A 5,149-nucleotide genomic window follows, 5' to 3' on the forward strand; every position below is an offset into this window, starting at 1 on the left:
TAAAGTTATCCATAACCACAAATGAAGAGAATACGATGAATGCAATTAGATCATATTTTTACTTAGATTGGTATAAAACCCGCTTCAAACGCTGAGTCTACAGCCAAATACCTGCACCAAAATAAAGCAAGATGCCGTAATCCTAGCTAACTGATGATTAATCATAATAAAGCCCTTTAAATTAGCTTTTTTTGCAGAGATAATCGTTCACAACGGATCCGTTCTCGAAAAAGAGATTTGATGAATAGTGCTCAAGCTGCAAAAAATGCGTTAATCGACCAGAACCAAGAATTATTAGAAACCTTTAATGCAACTTCTGATATTCGCTCGATAGTGAGTACTCGCTGCCAACACGTTGATAAACTGTTGCAAAAGCAGTGGCACGCCCATCATCTCGAACAGTTTCCTATCGCATTAATCGCTGTAGGTGGTTATGGCCGCGGTGAACTACACCCACATTCAGACGTCGACCTATTATTCCTGACCGAAGGCGAGCTATCTCAAGATGCAGAACAAGCCCTAGGTGCCTTCATCGCGTTTATTTGGGATGCAGGCTTAGAAGTCGGTCATAGTGTACGCAGCATTGAACAAACCCTTGAGCAAGGCCGCATAGATGTCACTGTGGCAACCAATTTACTTGAATCGCGCCTACTTTGTGGCCCCCAGGCTTTGTTTACTCTACTTTACCGCAATATTCGCCAAGATAATTTTTGGCCCAGCAGTGAGTTTTATGTCGCCAAGCGGGACGAACAAATAGCCCGTCATACTCGCGCCAGCGCATTTGATTTAGAGCCTAATTTAAAAAGCTGCCCCGGTGGGTTACGCGACATTCAGACTGTCGCCTGGGTCGCCATGCGCCACTTCAACGCTGAGAAATTTGAAGAGTTGGTGTACCACGGCTTTCTTGAGCCAACAGAGCTTGACGAGCTATTAGAAGCCCAAGACTTTTTGTGGCAACTGCGCTGTTCATTGCACTTAATTTCCGGCCGTGATGAAAACAGGCTGTTGTTTGACTTGCAGCCGCAGGTCGCTAAGTTAATGGGTTATGAAGATGGCACCCAGCTTGCTGTTGAGCAGATGATGAAGCGCTACTACCGCACGGTTAGACGAGTCATGGAGCTAAACCAAATGCTGCTTCAACTCTTCAAACGGGCAACATTAGGCCACATAAAAGCATTAGAAGTCGTCCCGATAGATGACAACTTCCAACGCCGCGGTATCTTTATTGAAAGTTTACATAGCGACTTATTTGATACGCCAGAAAATATCTTACAGCTGTTTTTGTTGGTCGCTAAAAACTCCAATATTCAAGCTATCTACGCCGTCACGTTACGCAGTTTACGCCGCGCTAGACGTGCTCAGCTACAACCGCTTATGTACCACGAGTCATGCCGTAAACTGTTTATGCAGATTTTGCGTCACCCTCGAGGAATTGTGGCACTGTCGCTGATGCACAAGCACGGTGTACTGTCGGCATATCTTCCCGCATGGCGCGCCATTGAAGGCCAGATGCAGTTTGATCTGTTTCATGCTTATACCGTTGATGAGCACACCCACAGGCTACTACTCAATATTGAGCGATTCTCTCAGCCAGAGCAAAAAGAGGAGTTCCCACTAGGCTCTGTCCTCATAAACCAACTCCCTAAAAAAGGCTTACTGGTACTCGCAGCAATCTTCCACGATATCGCCAAAGGGCGCGGCGGCGATCATAGCAAGCTCGGCGCGACCGATGCGCTTGATTTTTGTAAATTACATGGCATGAATGATCATGATGGTCGCTTAGTCAGCTGGTTGGTTGAAAACCACCTGGTGATGTCTGTTACCGCCCAGCGCCGGGATATCTCCGACCCCGATGTTGTCGCTGATTTTGCAGAGCGCGTTCGCGACGCCGTGCATTTAAGTTATCTCTATTGCTTAACCGTTGCCGATATCTGTGCCACCAATGAAAGAACCTGGAATAACTGGAAAGGCTCACTGCTGCGTGACTTATACTTTTCAACCCAAAGAGTGCTCGCCAGAGGTAAGGAAAAGCCGGTCGACATTCGCGCCCGCGTGCGTGAACATCAAGCTAAAGCGAAAAAAGAATTACTGCGCCGTGGTATTAAGGAAAAAGAATTAGACGCTCTTTGGCAGCGCTTTAAGGCCGATTACTTTTTACGAAATCAACCTAACCAAATTGCTTGGCATGCTGAGGCAATTATCAAACACAAACATGATGAAGCCTTAGTCTTGATCTCCAAGCACGCTACTCGCGGGGGAACTGAGTTGTTTGTATATGGCAAGGATAAACCAAAGTTATTTGCCGCCGTGATGGCTATTTTAGATAATAAAAATATTACCGTTCACGATGCAAGCATCATGACCTCTAAGGACAACTACGCGCTGGACTCTTTTGTTATTTTGGAACAAGATGGCCAGCCCGTATCACAGCTCTCACGGATCCAGGGGATCAAGAAGACGTTAATAAAAGCCTTAAGTAATGAAACGCCTAAGTTGCCAAAGTTTAGAAATCTTTCAAGAAAGATGAAACCTTTTAAAGTTGCAACCCAAGTCAGTTTCCCTGAGACCCGTAGCCATGGTAAAAGTATGATGGAGCTTATCGCTCTCGACTCCCCAGGGTTACTCGCCAGAGTCGGTGAAGTATTGTACCGCTGTGAAATTACCTTACTCGCAGCGAAAATCACCACCATTGGTGAAAGAGCTGAAGATTTCTTTTTGTTGCAGAGCGCCGATGGCCAGCAACTAAATGACACTCAACAACACACATTACGTGAAGCACTCATGAGTGCTTTATAGATATATCATTAAACGAAAATATTGGGAGAAGTAAATGGAGGCTTTACGCCAACGAATTGAAGCGGCTTTTGAAGCACGCGCAGAGATCACTCCGGCAACAGTTGATGCAAGTGTTCGCGCTGATGTCGAAAAAGTGATTGCCATGCTAGACACTGGCGAAGCCAGAGTTGCTGAAAAAATTAATGGCGAATGGCACGTTCACCAGTGGCTGAAAAAAGCGGTATTACTTTCATTCCGCATTTTCGACAACCAAGTTATCGATGGCGCAGAAACCAAATACTTCGACAAAGTACCAATGAAGTTTGCTGATTACGACGAAGCCCGTTTCCGCAAAGAAGCGATCCGCGTAGTACCACCAGCAGCAGTCCGCAAAGGTTCATTTATTGGTAAAAACACAGTACTAATGCCATCTTACGTCAACCTTGGCGCTTATGTTGATGAAGGTTCTATGGTTGATACATGGGCAACTGTCGGTTCTTGTGCTCAAATTGGTAAGAACGTTCACTTGTCTGGCGGCGTCGGAATTGGTGGCGTTTTAGAGCCATTACAAGCCGGCCCGACCATCATTGAAGATAACTGCTTTATCGGCGCACGCTCTGAAATTGTTGAAGGTGTTGTGGTTGAAGAAGGTAGTGTGATCTCTATGGGCGTATATATCGGCCAAAGCACACGTATTTTTGACCGTGAAACCGGTGAAGTACATTACGGCCGCGTTCCAGCAGGCTCGGTAGTTGTTGCAGGCAACCTACCCTCTAAGTGTGGTACCTATAGTTTATACGCTGCCATCATCGTTAAAAAAGTCGATGAGAAGACTCGCGGAAAAGTCGGCATTAACGAACTACTGCGCATCGTCGATTAATTGATCCAAGGGCTCATTACTCCACGCTTTAAAATCCCGCATTTTGCGGGATTTTTTTCTTCTGTTGTTATCATACTTTGGTTAGCATTCTTTGGTGATCTCAAGGCAGCTCAGCTTTATAAAAGCTAAAACACCACCGTTTTATTACCGTAAACAATCACCTCTTCATTAACCACTAAATGCAATGCTTTGCTCAAAACGCTTTTTTCAACATCACGGCCACAGCGAGCCAAATCCTCAGCACTAAAACTATGATCAACCGGGATCACATCTTGTTTGATAATGGGTCCCTCATCGAGCGAATCCGTCACAAAGTGCGCTGTCGCCCCGATGATTTTGACACCTCGCTCCCATGCTTGTTTGTATGGGGCGGCCCCGACAAATGCAGGTAGAAATGAGTGATGGATATTAATAATCTTGCTCGGATATTGGCTGACAAATTCAGGAGCTAACACCCGCATAAACTTTGCTAATACAATATAATCAGGGCTGTAATTAGCGATAACGTTAAGCATCATAGCTTCATGTTCGCTACGACTTACATCTTGGTGGCTGATGTAATAAAAAGGGATATCAAACTTTTCAACCAACGGCTGCAGCACCTGATGATTACCAATCACCGCCGCGATTTCGACATCTAAGGCGCATGAGTAGGATTTAATTAAGATATCACCTAAACAATGAGCTTCTTTGGTCACCATAATCACAATGCGCTTTTTACCTGCATCAACTAATCGGGTATGGTTTTTCTCTGGCAGTACCGCCTGTAATTCTCGCTGTAACGAGGGAGAAAAAGTTAGCCCTTCGAGCTCGGTACGCATAAAAAAGCGCCCTTGAGCATTATCAACAAATTCACTATTTTTAATAATATTTAGCCCGTGCTCAAAACAAACCCCGGTGATCTTAGTGATAAGTCCTGGCGCGTCTGCACAATCAATGATTAATATTTTCCTTTCCATACGCCCTCTGTAACCCGTTAACCTTACCCGAACCTATCAAGCTACCTTGCTCAAAAAAAACTTTCAATCACCGACAGTTATTTATACCCATCGTACTCAATATGTGGTCAGTTCAGAGCCTCTCAGGCTTTTCAATTCAAGGCGTGTTGATGAAGAAATGGTTTTTCCCTTTTCAGTCAGTGCAACACAGAAGTGGCATGGCAGAATGGCTCACGCTGTGCGCCTGATGTTTGATGTTTGATGTTTAAAGCAAATGGTAAAGCTCTGCATACTGCGTAAGATGCTCTCGATATACGACGAAAGGGATTTAGGAGGTAGGACGAAGTAGTATGCAGAGCCGAGAATAACGATTAGCTTCAATCATCAGCCTTGGCTGCAGATCCTTGAATTTCGCTGAATGTTCACATCTTTAACCATGCCTCAATAAATTAACCGTGCCAGCCATGAGACTAAGCACACTAATACCAAACTGGAAAATTAACTGGTCACACTTGCCCAATCCCTAGAACACAATTTTGTCACTCGCTCTGAACTC

3 protein-coding genes are annotated in these 5,149 nt (G+C 44.9%); 2 read left to right on the forward strand and 1 reads right to left on the reverse strand.

Annotation, left to right across the window (positions count from 1 at the left end; translation table 11 throughout):
* Positions 1–240: 240 nt before the first annotated feature.
* Together glnD and dapD are read left to right on the forward strand one after the other, a co-directional pair.
* A complete protein-coding gene (gene glnD / locus ACVBIO_RS21285) occupies positions 241–2,796 on the forward strand; it encodes a bifunctional uridylyltransferase/uridylyl-removing protein GlnD (protein ID WP_447160597.1) in 2,556 nt (851 codons plus the stop codon).
* Positions 2,797–2,830: 34 nt separating this feature from the next.
* Positions 2,831–3,655, forward strand: coding sequence for a 2,3,4,5-tetrahydropyridine-2,6-dicarboxylate N-succinyltransferase (gene dapD, locus ACVBIO_RS21290; protein WP_447160598.1), 825 nt, complete (start codon positions 2,831–2,833; stop codon positions 3,653–3,655).
* A gap of 125 nt (positions 3,656–3,780) precedes the next feature.
* On the opposite strand, the gene purU is transcribed toward dapD, so the two are convergent.
* Positions 3,781–4,614: a formyltetrahydrofolate deformylase gene (purU, locus tag ACVBIO_RS21295; protein ID WP_447173393.1), complete on the reverse strand. Its 834-nt coding sequence runs from the start codon at positions 4,612–4,614 to the stop codon at positions 3,781–3,783.
* Positions 4,615–5,149 lie beyond the last annotated feature (535 nt).

The sequence above is a fragment of the Shewanella sp. 0m-8 genome (assembly GCF_052977265.1).

What these genes read in the sequence shown, in the direction of transcription:
- glnD (WP_447160597.1), top strand. Translation starts at nt 241, where the DNA reads ATGAATAGTGCTCAAGCTGCAAAAAATGCGTTAATCGACCAGAACCAA.
- dapD (WP_447160598.1), top strand. Translation starts at nt 2,831, where the DNA reads ATGGAGGCTTTACGCCAACGAATTGAAGCGGCTTTTGAAGCACGCGCA.
- purU (WP_447173393.1), bottom strand. Translation starts at nt 4,614, where the DNA reads ATGGAAAGGAAAATATTAATCATTGATTGTGCAGACGCGCCAGGACTT.